10 protein-coding genes and 1 tRNA gene are annotated in these 16,503 nt (G+C 45.9%); 6 read left to right on the forward strand and 5 right to left on the reverse strand.

Features of this window, described 5'->3' with window-relative positions; genetic code table 11:
- Positions 1 to 37 precede the first annotated feature (37 nt).
- Entirely contained in the window at positions 38 to 1,675 is a 1,638-nt protein-coding gene (locus tag QUA42_RS00830) for an acetolactate synthase large subunit (protein WP_333134263.1), read from the forward strand.
- Between the two features lie 164 nt (positions 1,676 to 1,839).
- Here the strand turns inward: QUA42_RS00830 and QUA42_RS00835 are convergent, their stop codons facing one another.
- The 5 genes from QUA42_RS00835 to murA all read right to left on the reverse strand — a co-directional run bounded on the left by QUA42_RS00835 (position 1,840) and on the right by murA (position 5,690).
- The gene (locus QUA42_RS00835; protein WP_333134265.1) at positions 1,840 to 2,034 is read right to left on the reverse strand and encodes a hypothetical protein; all 195 of its coding nucleotides are present in this window, start codon (positions 2,032 to 2,034) and stop codon (positions 1,840 to 1,842) included.
- Between the two features lie 99 nt (positions 2,035 to 2,133).
- Complete coding sequence (locus QUA42_RS00840; RefSeq protein ID WP_333134484.1) at positions 2,134 to 3,009, reverse strand: DMT family transporter; 876 nt, start codon at positions 3,007 to 3,009, stop codon at positions 2,134 to 2,136.
- 153 nt (positions 3,010 to 3,162) lie between these two features.
- Positions 3,163 to 3,244, reverse strand: a tRNA-Leu gene (locus QUA42_RS00845).
- The gene (locus tag QUA42_RS00850; RefSeq protein WP_333134267.1) at positions 3,223 to 4,092 is read right to left on the reverse strand and encodes a M48 family metallopeptidase; all 870 of its coding nucleotides are present in this window, start codon (positions 4,090 to 4,092) and stop codon (positions 3,223 to 3,225) included. The genes QUA42_RS00845 and QUA42_RS00850 overlap by 22 nt, the downstream gene beginning before the upstream one ends.
- Positions 4,093 to 4,271: 179 nt before the next feature.
- A complete protein-coding gene (murA, locus tag QUA42_RS00855; protein ID WP_333134269.1) occupies positions 4,272 to 5,690 on the reverse strand; it encodes a UDP-N-acetylglucosamine 1-carboxyvinyltransferase in 1,419 nt (472 codons plus the stop codon).
- A 365-nt stretch (positions 5,691 to 6,055) separates the two neighbouring features.
- Between murA and smc the strand changes: the two genes are divergently transcribed.
- The 5 genes from smc to QUA42_RS00880 all read left to right on the forward strand — a co-directional run bounded on the left by smc (position 6,056) and on the right by QUA42_RS00880 (position 16,470).
- Complete coding sequence (gene smc / locus QUA42_RS00860; RefSeq protein ID WP_333134271.1) at positions 6,056 to 9,943, forward strand: chromosome segregation protein SMC; 3,888 nt, start codon at positions 6,056 to 6,058, stop codon at positions 9,941 to 9,943.
- A gap of 68 nt (positions 9,944 to 10,011) precedes the next feature.
- A complete protein-coding gene (locus tag QUA42_RS00865) occupies positions 10,012 to 11,034 on the forward strand; it encodes a PRC-barrel domain-containing protein (protein ID WP_333134273.1) in 1,023 nt (340 codons plus the stop codon).
- Positions 11,035 to 11,346: 312 nt separating this feature from the next.
- Positions 11,347 to 12,372, forward strand: coding sequence for an SGNH/GDSL hydrolase family protein (locus tag QUA42_RS00870; protein ID WP_333134275.1), 1,026 nt, complete (start codon positions 11,347 to 11,349; stop codon positions 12,370 to 12,372).
- 72 nt (positions 12,373 to 12,444) lie between these two features.
- Entirely contained in the window at positions 12,445 to 14,625 is a 2,181-nt protein-coding gene (locus QUA42_RS00875) for a hypothetical protein (protein WP_333134277.1), read from the forward strand.
- Positions 14,626 to 14,637: 12 nt separating this feature from the next.
- Complete coding sequence (locus QUA42_RS00880) at positions 14,638 to 16,470, forward strand: DUF6798 domain-containing protein (RefSeq protein WP_333134279.1); 1,833 nt, start codon at positions 14,638 to 14,640, stop codon at positions 16,468 to 16,470.
- Positions 16,471 to 16,503 lie beyond the last annotated feature (33 nt).

A 16,503-nucleotide genomic window follows, 5' to 3' on the forward strand; every position in this document is an offset into this window, starting at 1 on the left:
GACCACAAACCCCCATTAACCGAGGAGAGAAACGGAAATGAACACAGCTCAACTATTGGTAAAATGTTTAGAAAATGAAGGCGTCGAATACGTCTTCGGACTTCCTGGAGAAGAAAATTTAGAAATTCTAGAAGCCCTGAGAAACTCTTCAATTAAATTTATTACTACTCGCCACGAACAAGGCGCGGCTTTCATGGCCGACGTTTACGGTCGTCTCACCGGCAAAGCCGGCGTTTGCTTGTCCACCTTGGGCCCCGGCGCAACTAACTTAATGACAGGAGTTGCTGACGCTAACTTAGACGGCGCTCCTTTAATAGCAATTACCGGACAAGTGGGCACAGACAGGATGCACATAGAATCGCACCAATATTTAGATTTGGTTGCCATGTTTGAGCCAGTTACTAAGTGGAATGCTCAAATTGTTCGCCCCAGTACGACGGCAGAAATTGTCCGCAAAGCCTTTAAAGTAGCTCAAAGTGAAAAGCCGGGAGCAGTTCATATTGATTTACCTGAAAACATCGCAGCAATGCCTGCTGAAGGAACTCCGCTCACCAAAGACAACCGCGAAAAAACTTTTGGCGCTTACCAAAGCTTGAATAAAGCCGCTGTGGCAATTTCCAAGGCAAAAAGTCCTCTGCTTTTAGTAGGAAACGGCGCGATCCGTGCTAACGCCAGCGATGCTTTGACACAATTTGCTACTCGATTGAATATTCCTGTAGCTAATACTTTCATGGGCAAAGGTGTAATTCCTTACACTCATCCTTTGGCGCTTTGGACGACGGGATTGCAAAAACGGGATTATATTAGCTGTGCTTTTGAAGAAACGGATTTAGTGATTGCTGTTGGCTACGATTTAATTGAATATTCGCCGAAGAAGTGGAATCCCGAAGGAAAAATTCCGATTATTCACATTGGATCTTTGCCAGCAGAAATTGACAGCAGTTATATTCCTATTATAGAAGTTGTGGGAGATATTTCTGATTCCCTCAATGAAATTTTGCAGCGGGCCGATCGCATGGAGAAAGTAGACCCTTTTGCTAAGCAATTGCGGGCGGATATTCGCGCTGGGTACGAACAATATGCAGCCGACGACGGTTTCCCGATCAAGCCACAAAAACTCATTTACGATTTGCGGCAAGTCCTGGGCCCGGAAGATATTCTTATATCTGATGTGGGAGCTCACAAAATGTGGATCGCGCGGCACTATCATTGCGATCGCCCGAATACCTGTTTGATTTCCAACGGATTTGCGGCGATGGGAATTGCGATTCCGGGTGCGGTAGCTGCAAAACTCGTTTATCCCGATCGCAAAGTAGTAGCAGCAACCGGCGACGGCGGTTTTATGATGAACTGTCAAGAGTTAGAAACTGCTTTGCGAGTCGGTACTAATTTTGTGACGCTGATCTTTAATGATGGCGGTTACGGGTTAATTGAATGGAAGCAGCAAGATTATTTTGGTCATTCCGATTTCGTCAAATTTGGCAATCCAGATTTTGTGAAATTTGCGGAAAGTATGGGTTTAAAAGGCTATCGTGTGGAATCTGCAACCGATTTTATTCCCATCCTCAAAGAAGCCCTGGCTCAAGATGTCCCTTGCGTGATTGATTGTCCGGTAGACTATCGGGAAAATGCGCGTTTCAGTCAATTATCTGGGGATATGAGTTGCAATTTGTAAGAGTAGCTAGAGCCCCGACTTCTTCAAGAAGTTGGGGTTCTAATAATGGACATTCTTCGAGATAGAGTTTTGTAGCTTGTTTAAGATTGGCGATCGCTTCTTCTATGGTTTCGCCTTGGTCAACTGTGGGGACTTCTAGACATTCGGCAATGTACTTCTGCCAATTATTTTACCCAAGTATGAGAAGCATAAATCACTTCCTCTTCCTTCTGGCGAGCGGTTGCAATTTGCTTCTCAATCTCTCCGTAGAGTTTTGTTTCCACTCGTGGGAGTTGTGAGATCAAATCCGGTAGCATCGGAATTAATATTACCCACTGCCAGGACACGGCGCCGTGCCTAATCGAGTCAACAGTTAACACTCAACCATTCAGTTTTTCGACCCGCCCGTCAACAGTCAACAGTCAACAGTCAACAGTAAACAATCATTTCGGTGTCACCGGAATTGATATCAAATCTAATCACTTCAAACCCAATAATAAGGCGATTCCGCCGATCGCACCAACTACCCCCAAAACAGCCCGAATGCTCACTTTTTCGCCCGCCAGCACCGCTAAAGGCAGTATAAATAGGGGACTTGTAGAACTGAGTGTTTGAGCGATTGCTGCGGGTGCATATTTCAGCGAAGTCTGTTGTAGGAAAATCCCGAGATAAGTTCCTAAAAAAGCTGCCACAATTATGGCACCTAATGTTTTTGAGGATTTTAATTGTTTTAAACTGTCAAGGTTTGTTGGCTTAAAAAAGCACAGCATGACTGCCATGCCGCCGCTCAAACGCAAGGCGGCTGTCCACAGGGGATCAATATCTATTTGAGTGAAGGCGGCGCGGGATAAAATTGCTCCAGCGGCGTGGCTTGTTTGTCCTAATAAACTAATACCTAATCCCTGCCAAATATGTTTTGATGATAAGGTTGTTTCGGCTGTTCGTTCGGCAATTACCCACGCTACCCCGCAGATTGTTAAAAGAATGCCAGTACAAGCAATGGGCGATAACTTTTCTTGCAAAAATATTAAGCCCAATAAAGCTGTTAAAGGGGGAGATAGGGTTTCTAAAAGCAGCGTTCGCCTCGCGCCTAAATATTTTAATACTATAAAGAAAGCGGTGTCTCCGATGCCAATTCCTAGGCCGCCGCTAATGAGCAGCATGGCTAAAATATTAGGGTGGATTGCGGGTAAAGGTTTGCCTAAAATTAGTACAGTGGCAAGGAGCATGAAAAGGGCGATCGCGCCTTTGAGCAAGTTGAGCACCACTGCGGGGATTTGCTGTCCCACTCGCTGCCAGATGGTGGAAGATAGAGCCCAGACCAAGGCAGCGCCTAAAGCGGCGATTTCACCCATAAAATTTGTTGACTGTTGAGTGTTGACTGTTGAGTGTTGACTGCAAGCGCGATGCCCAATTCCCAATTCCCAATTACTAATTCCCCATGCCATATAAATTAGGGTTCCAGACTTATCATCTGGAACCCTAGATTTATTAAGCTGTTCTAGCAGTGGGCGGGGAGAGAATCGAACTCTCATACCTTTCGGTGTCAGATTTTGAGTCTGATGCGTCTACCAATTTCGCCACCCGCCCTTTTTCGTTTCACCATCATAACACACCGATCGATTTCCTGCAAGCAAAGATTCATAATCTTTTGAACTTGCCCAGCGATCGATCTCTCTGGCGCGCAAGACTGGTACAGGATGGGACAACTGAGCCGTCTGAGCTTGTTTGAGCATTTCTCCCAGTTGAGTGGTGCTGAGGTCGTCGTAGGCCCGGGCCTGCGCCAAAAACGCATCGACATTCAGTTTGGGAGCTAAAGTCGGCGAACCTCCGGCCAGTTTCATCAACAGTGATGCTACCACCCTTGGGTCTTGAGTCGCGAGCAAGGCGGCGCGATCGCACGTAAATTCCGCACACCGCAACCATTCCAACATTTGCGCCTGCAAACCCTGAGCCAGCACGGCTCCCACAGGCGAAATTTGCCCTGCAGCCAACACAATTAAATTAGCCAGAGTCAGGTAAACTCCGTGCTCGCACTTCAAATGCCCCAACTCGTGAGCAATTACTGCCTTAACTTCCTCGTCTGTGAGCAAATCAATCAGAGAAGTGTGCATCACCACAAAAGGCTGTTTTCCCCGCATCGCAAAGGTGTAAGCATTCGGCATCGGATGCTGGCGGACATAAAGCTGCGGCACCTCCAAATCCAGAGTTTTGCAGGCATCCACTAGCAATTGATGCAGGTGGGGCAATTGATTTTCGCCGACTTGGACGCTGGAAGCCAGATTTTCCAGCATAAAAAACTGTTCGCCAAGTTGTCCCAGCAACTGCCGCACGATCAAATCAAGCCCGGGCAGTTGTTTGAGAGTGCTGGTAGCTTCCAAGTCTAGCGGGTGGCGAAACTGGTCTGCTTTCAAACCGATGAGCGGTATGTTCGACATTTTAATCCTGAGTCATTAGTCAATAGTCACTGGTCGTTAGTCATTGGTCATTGGGAAATGGGAATTATGAATTGGCAATTGAAAAAGGTTGAATTATTTTTCTTTCTTCTTCCTTCTTCCTTCTTCCTTCTTCCTTCTTCCTTCTTCCTAATGACTAATGACTGCTGACTAATGACTAATTAACAGTTTAAACCCGATCGCACGGGATTGACAGGAGCCTCAGCAGTCGCCGGGTCTGTACCCTCTTTGACGCGCCGCAACTTAGCTCCCAATTTTTGCAGTTTCACCTCTAACTGCTCATAGCCGCGGTCTAAGTGCTGCAAGCTGCTGATGGTTGTGACACCATCGGCTGCAAGTCCCGCTAACACTAACGCCGCCGAAGCCCGCAAATCTGTTGCCACTACCGGCGCACCCGACAGCCGCGACACTCCGCGCACAATCGCTACATTGCCTTTCAGGCGAATGTCGGCGCCCATGCGGTTGAGTTCTGCTACGTGGCGCAAGCGATTCTCAAACACGGTTTCTTTGATCAAGCTGTCGCCTTCGCTCAGCGTCAGCAAAGCCATAAACTGAGCTTGCATATCTGTGGGGAAACCGGGGTAAGGCAGAGTTTCTATGTCTGTGGCCGAGTGAGTTTTGCCGGGAACTATCCGCAAAATGTCGGGGGATTCTGCAATAATTTTCGCCCCAATAGTCTTCAATTTGGCAATGACTGCCGTCAGGTGGTCGGGAATTACCGGCGACAAACTGATTTCGGAGTGAGTGATGGCTCCTGCTACTAAAAATGTTCCGGCTTCAATGCGATCGGGAATAATTGAATAGTCTACCGCGTGCAGCTTGGGAACTCCCGAAATGACGATCGTATTCGTGCCAGCGCCTTGAATTTTTGCTCCCATTGCGCGGCAGAAATTCGCCAAATCAGCGACTTCCGGCTCTTGAGCCGCATTTTCAATCACGGTTTCTCCTTCCGCCAGAGTCGCCGCCATCATCAAAGTTTCAGTTGCGCCGACGCTGGGGTAGTCCAAATAAATTTTGGCTCCTTTCAGGCGGCGGTTCGGCCCTTTGACGTAAGCGTGAACCGTGCCGTGGTCGATGTGGACTTCGGCACCGAGGGCTTGCAGACCGCGAACGTGAAGTTCAACCGGTCGGGCACCGATGGCGCACCCACCGGGCAAGGGTACTTTGGCAAATCCCAAACGCGCTAGCAGTGGGCCGATGATGAAGAAGCTCGCCCGCAGTTGGCTGACTAATTCGTAGGGGGCTTGAGCGTCTATGAGGTTGCTGGCGTTGATGTCTAAAACGTCGCCGTGCTGTTGTAATTTGACTCCTACAGCCGAGAGAATTTGTCCCATGCGGGCGACATCGACTAGACCAGGAACGTTGCGGAGACGGCAATCCTCTGGGCATAGCAGGGCTCCTGCCATGACGACTAAGGCCGAGTTTTTGGCGCCGCTGATTTTGACGTGTCCTTTAAGGGGCTGGCGACCCCAAATTTGCAATACTTGTTGGTCGCTTTCAGGTGAAGCTGGCACGTTAGATGAGTTCTGAGCTGGTGTAATGGGTTTGCCCTCCATAATTCGCTTCGTTACTTTATACATTATTAATTTTGGTTCGATTTTACCGGAAAGTTTTTATATGTCTAGGGGTAACATGAGGAATTCCGGGAATTATATTTGCTGGAATTCAATAGGGACAAGGCTTTCATGTTTAATGGCATAAATAATGTCGATCGAGTCTAATGAAGTTATCTGTATCAAAATTTACGTTCATTTGTAGCGGTCGCTTCGATCACAGATATTGTACCTTTGTCAACGCACTTTTTAAGTAAAAGCAGGCTCGGTTGTTGACAAAGGTGTAAGATATCGGTTCGATCGACAATGCCAGAAAGTTAACACATTGTCGATCGGCCCATTGCCTGTGCTACCCTGTGACAACAACCTAGAGCCAAAGCTACTCCTAGCATATGGTTCACATTAAACGGATCGAACTGACGAACTTTAAATCTTTTGGCGGCACGACGGCCATTCCCGTGCTGCCCGGTTTTACTGTGGTTTCCGGGCCCAACGGTTCTGGGAAGTCCAACATCCTCGACGCTTTGCTGTTTTGTCTCGGACTTTCGAGTTCTAAGGGAATGCGGGCTGAACGTTTGCCGGATTTGGTGAACAGCGCCCAAAACAAACGCGGTACGATCGAAGCTAGCGTGACTGCGACTTTTGCGCTGGAAGATGTGGGGGAGGAATGGTTCGCCCGGGATGAAGATGAGGATGAAAATGCAGCAGATGAGTTATCTGTTGAAGCAGAGGAAGTCGAAGGGAGAGAACTTGCCGAAACTCAAGACAACAACGGCCAATCATCTCCTGCCAATCGAAAATCGCCTCTATCTGTTGAAGAAGCCGAAGGGATAGAAACTGTCGAAACTCAAGACAACAACGGCCAATCATCTGCCAATCGAAAATCCAAAATCCAAAATCCAAAATCCGAAGAGTTATCTGTTGAAGACGTAGAAGAGATTGAAATCGCAGCAACTCAAGACAACAACGGGCAACTACTCGCTACCAATCGAAAATCCAAAATCCCAAATCCAAAATCGGATGAGTGGAGTGTGACCCGCAAACTTCGGGTAACTCGCCAAGGTACTTACACTTCAACTTATTACATTAACGGCCAACCTTGCACGCTGACTCAACTTCACGAACAACTCAACCGCTTGCGAATTTATCCCGAAGGCTATAACGTCGTGCTGCAAGGAGACGTTACCAGCATTATTTCGATGAATTCTAAGGAACGCAGAGAAATTATTGACGAATTAGCTGGCGTGGCTCAGTTCGATCGCAAAATCTCCTTAGCTAGGCAGAAGTTGGATGAAGTTAAGGATGTGGAAGAACGCAGCCGCATTGTAGAAAAAGAGCTGATTTCTCAGCGCGATAGACTGGCTTCCGATCGCACAAAAGCGGAAAAATATCAAAAGCTGCGGGCGGAATTTCAAGAAAAGTCGCAATGGGAAATTGTGCTAAAATTCCGCCAACTGCAGCAGCAAGAATGGAAACTGCGAGAACAAATCGAAACGGGCGATCGCACTTCTGCATCTCTCACGGAACAACTACAAGCAATTAGTACCCAAATTCAAGAAGCAACCGCCGAACTTGATGCGCTGAATGCCCGCGTTAAAGCTTTGGGAGAGTCGGAACTGTTGGCTTTGCAAGCGACGATTGCGACTCAGGAAGCGGAACGGCGGCAACTGCAAAACCGCAAACAAGATTTGGAAAAAACTGCTGGACAAATGGCTGCTAATATAGCACAAACCGAGGAAGAAGTTCGGCAATTCCGGCAAAGTTTGGAGCAAATTGAGATTGAAATATCTTATGTTAAATCTCAAATAGGAATTTTGCAGGAACAGCGGGACGCAGCCCAGCAAAGTTTAGATGAAAGTCGGGAAGTTGCAAATGCGATCGCCTCGACGGCCGAAGTTTGGGTACAGCAGCAAACGGAATTGCACCGCCAAATCGAAACAATTCAACAAACTTTGGAACCGCAGCGTACAGAACAAGCTACCATTGGCGAAAGAGCCGATCGCCTGCAAAGTCAAATTCAAGAACAAAACCAATCGCTGCAAGTATTGGAACAGGAAATTGCCGCGAAAAAAGAGCAGCAATCTCGCCTTGTGGAAACCAAAGGCGTTGCATCTTTGCAAGTAGAATCGCTGAATCAGATTTTAGTCGAAGCCGAACAAGAATTGCAACTGCAACAGGAAACTCAAACTCGTTTGTTGGAAGAACAGCGGGAAAGACAGCGCAAATTAGACAAACTAGAAGTGCAGTTTCAAGCACTGCAAGAAGCGACGGGAACGTTTACTGCAAAAATTGTCGCGCAAAGCGGAATTGGCGGAGTTTGTGGCTTGGTGGCTCAACTCGGCCGGGTGGAACCGCGCTATCAGTTGGCGCTGGAAATTGCGGCGGGCGGACGCATGGGAAATATGGTGGTGGAAGATGACAGCGTGGCTGCTGCGGCGATCGAATTGTTGAAACAAAAACGGGCGGGAAGGATGACGTTTTTGCCTTTGAATAAGATTAGAGGTGGCAGGTATTCGGTGAATGAAAATTTGCGGCGCGCGGCTGGGTTTGTGGATGCGGCTGTTAATTTGATTGATTGCGATTCGCGGTATCAGGAAATTTTTGCTTACGTTTTTGGCAGTACGGTTGTGTTTAGCAACCTCAGCGACGCCCGCCGCTATTTGGGACAGTACCGGATTGTCACTTTGGACGGGGAAATTTTGGAAACTAGCGGGGCGATGACTGGGGGAAGTTCTACTAACAGATCTACCTTGCATTTTGGCACGGTTGAGGCTAGTGAGGCTGCTAGTGAAGCGCGGACGATCGCATCTCTGCAAGAAAGGTTGGAGGAAATTGAGCGGATTTTGGAACGGTGCAAAATTGCGATCGATCGCGCTTCTGTTGCAGTTAAAACTCGCAGCCAAGAATTGATGGAAGCGAAACAAAATTTGCGCGAACATCAGTTGCGCTTGGAACAGTTGGATTCAGAAATTAAGAATTTGCAAGCGCAACAGGAACAAGTGCGATCGCAAATTGCGAAAAATACACAGGAATTAACTAATTCGCGAGCGAGATTGCAGTTGCTGGAACGAGAATTGCCCGCACAGGAAACTCAATTGCAGCAATACCGCCAAACTTTGGCGCAGTTGGAAGAGTCGAACAGTCACAGCGAATGGCAGCAAATGCAATCGAGTTTGCGTACTCTAGAAGCGCAGCTCCAAGAGCGAGAATTGGCTCTGAGAAACGTCCAGCAGCGCCAAGGAGACTTGGAAAATCAATTCGGGCGTTTGGAAGACAAAATTAAGGAAGGCAGCGAGAAATTGCAGGAATGGCAAGTGCAGCAAAACGCGGGGGCGGATGCACTCGATCGCATTGTTTCCCAGCAGTTAGAACTCGATCGGCAAATTGCGGAAGCTAAGGCGGCTTTGGGGGAAATTGAGGAAAAATTGGGCGTGCAGAAGGGAGAGCGCGATCGGGCGGAATCTCAACTGCGAGAACAGCATTTAGCCAAACAGCAGTTACAATGGCAGTTGCAAAAACTCCACGAAACCCAGCAAGAACGCCGGGAACAATTGAGCGCAGTCCGCACTCTATTGGAAGCGCAGCGGGCGGAAATGCCCGACCCCGTGCCGTCGATTCCTGAAAATGTCGAGAAAGCCAATTTGACGGAATTGCAGCAGGAAGTAAAGGCGATCGCCAAACGTATTCAAGCTTTAGAACCGGTCAATATGCTAGCCTTGGAAGAATACAACCGCACTCAAGAACGCCTTCAAGAATTGAGTCAAAAATTGACGACATTGGAAGGAGAACGCACTGAACTGCTGTTGAGAATCGAAAACTTTACCACGCTCAGGCGGCGCGCTTTTAAAGAAGCTTTCGACGCGGTTAACGAGAACTTCCAGACTATTTTTGCGGAACTTTCCGAAGGCGACGGCTATCTCCAGCTAGATGACCAGGAAGACCCCTTCAGCAGCGGCTTGAATTTGGTTGCTCACCCGAAGGGCAAACCCGTACAGCGGCTGGCTTCCATGTCTGGAGGCGAAAAGTCCTTGACGGCGCTGAGTTTTATTTTTGCGCTGCAACGCTACCGCCCGTCTACGTTTTACGCTTTTGATGAAGTGGATATGTTTCTGGATGGGGCAAATGTGGAGCGATTGGCTAGAATGATAAAACGACAGTCGGAACAAGCCCAGTTTATTGTTGTGAGTTTGCGGCGACCTATGATTCAATCGGCTGAGCGTACAATTGGTGTTACTCAAGCACGGGGAGCTTATACTCAAGTCATAGGACTGAAGTTGTAGTCCCGGAGTTTATGTTAACGCTCGTGTTGAGTGATATATGTACTTAATAAATCAGGATTAAAGTTAGAATGACATCCGAACAAATCTGCCAACGCTCCGACATTCTAGGCACTCAGGTCATCACCCGCGACAGAGGTAAACGCTTGGGGGTGGTTAGTCAATTGTGGGTGGACATCGATCGGCGGGAAGTTGTGGCGATCGGTCTGCGAGATAATATATTCGCGGTCGCTGGAATGCCGAAGTTTATGTTCCTCAGCAATGTCAGTGAAATCGGCGACGTGCTGTTGGTGGAAGATGAGAGCGCGATCGAAGATGATGTTGATGTTGAAGTCTACAGCATTTTGATTAACAGCGAAGTTATTACCGAAACCGGCGAACTTTTGGGTAGGGTGCGGGGCTTTAGGTTCGACCCGGAAGACGGTAAGTTAGTTTCTATAATTATCGCTTCCTTGGGAATCCCCCAAATCCCCGACCAAGTTCTCAGCACTTACGAGTTGGGGATTGAAGAAATTGTCAGCAGCGGCCCGAATCGCTTGATTGTGTTTGAAGGTTCCGAGGAAAGGCTCAGGCAGCTTAGTGTGGGTTTGCTGGAGCGCGTTGGTTTGGGCCAAGCACCTTGGGAACGAGAAGAGGACGAGGCAGGTTATTATCCGAAACCCGTGGCTACGGGAAATCAATTGGGCCCGGGCGTGCGGATACCTGCACCGGAAATGCGGAGCCGCGTAGCTGCGCCTGCGGTGGAGGAAGTTCCTTGGGATGAGGATTTAGAGTGGAATCGGCCTGCGGTTCGCCAGCCGCCCATGCGCGCGGTGCAGGTACAGCAGCCTGAGCCAATAATCGACGATTACGAGGATTACGAAGAGGATAATTGGGGCGGTGAGGAGGACGATTACGAGGAGGAGTACGAGGAGAAACCGCAGTACACTCGCGCTGAGATTTCTCGCCCGAAGCAGCCGGTGGTGGAGTACGAGGATGATGTGGAGGCTGATGCTTGGGCTGACGATGAGGCACCGAAGCCTTACCAGGCTCCTCGCGTGAATATCCCTGAGAAAACTAAGACTCCTGAGTACGAGGAAGAGCCTGGTTATTAGAAATTAATCCATTAGCTCAAACCAATATTTTGCACTCTTCTTAAGAACGGGCAAGATGCCCGTTCCACAATCAAGTTTATTTTTTGTGGAACGGGCTTCTAGCCCGTTGCTGATATTGGTGCAAGATGTGAGTTTAAACTAATATTTTGTAGGCACGGGTTTTACGAATAATATTTAATTCGGGCAAACAATCTAGTGGGGTAGGTTGGGGGATGCAGTGAAGGCGCTCAATCTAATTAAATTATATCCATGAAGTAGATAATACTGGCATGGCAGTTTACTATACTTTTGCTGACGTTTCATATTATGTTAATGAGCGAAAAAAAAATTGCTAAAAATGTTGCTTTCAGATTAATAACCTATCTAATTTTTCCAATTTTTTTATCCACCACCACGGCTGAAATTGTCTTGCGAGTTGCGGGATACAAACCCTGGCAAATAGAAAATGTTGATGTTGCGGTCGAACCAAAAGGTAACTTTTTTACCAAAGACTCGGAACTCGGCTACAAACATTTGCCGGGAAAATTCAAGGTGATACTTAACGGCAATTACTCATTTAATGCAACTCATCTCAATAATAGTTTAAGAATAACTCACCCTCTCAATACTTACAATTTATCCTCAAAAAAACCTGAGATTTGGATATTTGGCTGTTCTTTTACCTACGGTTGGTCATTGAATGATAGCGAAACTTATTCTTGGTTGCTGCAAGAGAAATTACCCAAGTATGAAATAGTAAATTTGGGGGTTAACGGCTACGGCACTCTGCACTCGTTGATTCAATTCAAAGAAGCACTCAAACAAGGAAATAAACCCAAAGTTGCGGTGATTGCTTATGCGGGATTTCACGACCGCCGCAATACTTTGTTAAGGGCGAGAAGAAAGCAAATGGCTGCTTGGAATAAACTGGGTATTCTGTTGCAGCCTGATGCTAGGCTGAATGGAGAAAATAATTTTACCTACAGCATGGCCAAACTTGAATATCACGAGTTCCCCCTAATGCGGGTTTCTGCCTTAAGCCATTTTTTGGAGGTTAATTACAATCAATTTGAAGAGGGATTGTACAAAAGTCACGAGGTTTCTAAGGCAATTATTGAAGAGTTTAACCGTGTGGCTGAGGCTAATGGTGTTAAGTTAGTTGTGGCGGGAATTAATGCCGGTTCTGCTAAGATGTTGCAGGAGTTAAGTCAGGAGGGAATTGCTACGGCGGATATTTCGGTGGATTTGAAAATACCTGCCAATAATAATTTACCTCATGACCTTCATCCAAGTGCGCTCGCGAATCGGCACTATGCAGAAAAGTTGGATGATTTTTTGCAAGGTAGTGTTTTAAAGTAAGTTAACGAAGCGCGAAGGCGCGAAGCAAGATATAAAGAGGAAGTTTAGGAGTTACTTAGGGTTGCTAGACGGATGGGATTATTTGATGTTGTTTCTTTTAAATTGCCTCGTAAATTTATAATTGATGGGTTTTTCCTGTTTTTACTTGTTCTCGTAACAGTTGCAGTAACATCAATCTATGTATCCAGCGAACATACTTTTTATTGGTGGGATTACGCGGGCTACAATACCGCTACAGTCAACACGGCCAATTTATTTCGAGACTCGCCAGATAAAGCATGGCGCGGAGTTATAGAATCGCTATCTAAGGAAAAAAACCTATTAATCTCTTTGCCATTAGTGCCGTTTATTCTCTTATTTGGCGAGTCTCGGCTGAGTTACATTCTCAGCGTATCCCTGATTTATGTGCTGCCGTTTCGCCTGTTGTTGGGGGCGATTTCTGCACAGCTAATTCCAGTTTATTCCCGCCGGGTGTTTTGGTCAACTGTGCTGCTGAGTTTATTAATTCCGATGAGTTGGATACCGACTCTGCGGGGATATCTGGATACGGGCGGCTGTGTGTTTGTAGCCTTGGCAATTTGGGTTTATTTGCAGGATGTTAAGCTAAAATCTTGGTGGAAAATCCCCTTGATTGGGTTTTTGCTGGCGGCGGCTATTCTGTTGCGGCGCCATTTTGCTTATAGTGCGATCGCATTTTTGGGGGCAGCGACTTTACAGGCTTTCATCGAGTTTATTGTACTAATATACCGTAGGAAATCGGCACGGTCGTATCCCAAAGACAAGGACGCGGCAGTGCAATTTCCCTACAGATGCTTGTTTGAATCCGGTGTTAAATTGGGTTTAATAGCTGTAACTAGCTTGACTATTTTAATGTTTGTAGCGGGAGATTTTACTCGCAGTGCTCTGACGGTTGACTACCGCAATTTGTATGTCGCTTGGAGTTTGCCTGTAAATGATATTTTAACTCGTTATGCGGATTTTTACGGTTTGGGAACTTGGCTGCTGGTACTGATTGGTTTTTCGGCGGTAATTCTCACCCGAATGCTGGTTCCGGCGGCGGCTATTTTTGTTTCGTTGTTTGGGGTTTTGTCGCTGGTTGAATGGCTGTTAGTTTTGCGTTACGGCTACTTGCACTATACAATTCATATTACACCGATCGCACTTTTAGGAATATCCACATTTTTTTGGACAACTTGGCTTACACTCAAGGGAAAAGTCCGGTATTTCATGCTGGGCGCGGCGGGTTTGTACCTGGTTGTGAATGCCGCAGTCGGGTTAATTCCTCTCAAAATTGATTTGTCAAGACTGTTTGTGGGTAATTTTCCGCCGTTAGTGCGATCGGACTACGACGAAGTTGTAAAATTAGTAGACTTTCTGCGAAAATTAGCACCCAACGAAGAACCGATTTATATTGCCGGTGCTTCTAACAGTTTTAATGCTAATATCCTGCGACAAGCCAACCGAAAATTAAACCCGCCGGAGGGTTGGTGGAAATTAAATACAATCGGGAGGCCGCAAATTGACTCGCGCGATACTTACCCGCTACCGGAGTTGTTGCAGTCACAATATGCGGTGGTTGCTGTACCTTTTCAGCAGGTGTTACCGAGTGACGAACAAGTTTTGCGATCGCACGAACAAGATGTTGTTAAAGTTGTGTACGATGCCTTTACTCAAAACTGGGAAATTGCCCGCGATTTCCAATTGCTACCGGAACAGTTTAAGCTAGAAAACGGCGTGACTGTCAGCGTTTACCGGAGGGTGCGGCAGACTGATACAGCAACGGCAGTTAGGACTCTGGATGCGATGCAGCGGCAAATAGTCGATCGACCTGGCACGCAGTTAGATTGGATTAGTTTGCATCAATCACTTTACACAAGTGCCAATTATTCAGTCAGTCAAGAATCGGATAACCTATATAATATTGTAACTCATCCAATTAAAAATAGCCAGAAACTCGATACATCTTTCCTGTATTTAGGTTCCATCTCAGACAAAGCGAAAGTTACCGGCCAACTCAATTTACCTAACCAACAATGTCCGGGATTTGCCCTGCGCTTGACTTTGTGGGACAAGCAAGGTAAATTAATAGACTCAGCAGAGATGGCTTATAGTAAAAAAAGTGCGATCGGCTTAAATCTATTAGTTGAGGGCAAAAATCCCATTTATCTGCTGCTTGAGGTATTGAGTAGCACCAAACAGGATTTAAAAAACCAATGCCAACTGAAGATTAACAATTTGGCTGTCAGTAGGTAAATTGAACCGTCAATGCAAAAAAATTACAAATCCAACTGGTATTTTAATCTATCTCTCTATACTTTTGTCATCATCGGTTCCCTGATGGCAACTGGCTATATTTTTCCCCTTGGAGGCAACTTTCCCGAAGTGCCGCCCATTCAATTTATGTTAAATCATGCTCTCTACAAAAATGACTATTACGTTCAGGAAATGGTGAAATTTAATCCCAGATACTACTATTATTATATCATTTATTTACTCGCAAAATTAGGAACCAGCATTCCCCTAGCCCACTTTATTTATCAATTCCTAGCCTTTGGTTCATTTATCCTAGCTTGCTACGCAATTATCAATATCTATACTAATTCCAAACTGCCGGCCGCAGCGATGGCTTTTTTATGTATAGCCGCTTCATTTACAGATGTTGGTAACACCCTCATATTTTCCACCAAATCAGTACCCAGTACCTTCGCAATGGGTTTCGCAATCTGGGGAATTTACTTTAGTTTGCGCCAGAAATGGCTGACAGGATATTTATTTTTTGGACTGGGTTGTTTGCTGCAATTTTTAGTGGGTTTGTTGCCTGGATTGATGATGGTTCCCGTTTTATTTATTGAATCTGTAAGACAGCGGAAGTTTAAAACACTGATTTTGGCGATCGCACTTTTGGCAGCAATGGCAAGTATCGTTTACGTACCGATGTTATTAACAGGTACTACCAGCACTCACACTATCGACAACGCCGAGTTTGTCTACATTCACGCCAAAGTCCGCAACCCCCACCACATCCTCCCCTCAAATTGGGATGTCGGGAATTGGTTCAACTTTATATGTTTTATAGTTGGTGGGTTGCTGTGCATCAAAGATTCCGATTTATTGCCAAAAGAAGACAAGGTTAATTTTTACATAATTGTTGGTACATCCATTTTGGGACTGTTTATAAATTACATATTTGTAGAAATTTACCCGCTGGCTTTTATCGCAAAACTACAGTTAGCTAGAACCGTACCTTTTGCTCAACTAATTATATTTATTGCTGTTGCTTTGATGGTCGATAGACTTTACAGAGACAAAAAAATAGCTATTAGCTTGTTGCTGTTAGCTATTCTAACTTTGCCTTTTCGGGGTATCATTTTCTTAGGATTATCAGTTTGGCAAACAAAAAAATACATATTTTCCCAACGATATAATATATTGTTGTGGATTTTAGCAGCGGGAACGGTAATTTTGAGTCTGATATATCCGGTGACTGATTCATGGCAAATAATGGGCGATCGAATAATTAGCAGCCCAGTTTTTTTCTCAATCCTCGCCTTCCCATTCCTTTTAAAAGAAACATCCTTAGCTACATCTATAAAACAGACTTTAACTCACACATTAGCCTTAATAACTACTGCCACCTTAGTTTTGGGAATAGCAGGAATTCTGCCCAAACCTATATTAAATGTATTTCAAACAAGGGTTAATATCAATGCCTTCCCCAGGGACGACTTAAGCAAATTAGCTGTGCGATTTTCGCAAATTAGCAGCCGCGATTCACTCGTATTAATTCCACCTTCAGTTACCAGCTTTCAGTTTTTCTCCCAAAGAGCAATTGTCCTCAACTTCAAGAACTTTCCCTTTACCGAAAATGGCATAAAAGAATGGCAAACTCGCATGGAAGCTGTGTTAGGGGTTCCCTTAAACCCGCAAATGATTTGGGGAGGAAATGACTTTTTTATCCGCCGCAGCAGTGCAGATTTAGTCAAAGTAGCCAGAAACTATCATGCCGATTATATCCTGACTCGCAGCGATTGGCATCCAAATATTGACGGAGAAATAGTAGAGCAAGAAGGCAAATGGATACTGTTTAAAATTAGATAATAAGTAATTGGTAAAACTTGTTAAATCCAAATA

This window comes from Microcoleus sp. Pol11C2 (assembly GCF_036701505.1).
Classification (GTDB): Bacteria; Cyanobacteriota; Cyanobacteriia; order Cyanobacteriales; family Microcoleaceae; genus Microcoleus.